The organism is Neisseria sp. P0008.S010 (assembly GCF_051962715.1).
Lineage (GTDB): Bacteria > Pseudomonadota > Gammaproteobacteria > Burkholderiales > Neisseriaceae > Neisseria > Neisseria elongata.
The window spans coordinates 1-237 of record NZ_JBQCVA010000427.1 but is presented as its reverse complement, the minus strand read 5'-3'; the positions used below and the strand labels follow the sequence as shown (position 1 = coordinate 237).

At 52.7% G+C, this 237-nt stretch carries 1 rRNA gene; it reads left to right on the top strand.

The window, feature by feature from the left end:
• Positions 1-237 (top strand): 16S ribosomal RNA (locus ACTHSL_RS14200); the annotation flags it as partial.

Genomic DNA, 237 nt, shown 5'->3' with positions numbered 1-237 from the left:
CGTAAAGGGTGCGTAGGTGGCCCATTAAGTTAGTTGTGAAATCCCCGGGCTTAACCTGGGAACTGCAATTAATACTGGTGGGCTAGAGTTTGGGAGAGGGCAGTGGAATTTCCGGTGTAGCGGTGAAATGCGTAGATATCGGAAGGAACACCAGTGGCGAAGGCGACTGCCTGGCCTAGGACTGACACTGAGGCACGAAAGCGTGGGTAGCGAACAGGATTAGATACCCTTGTAGTC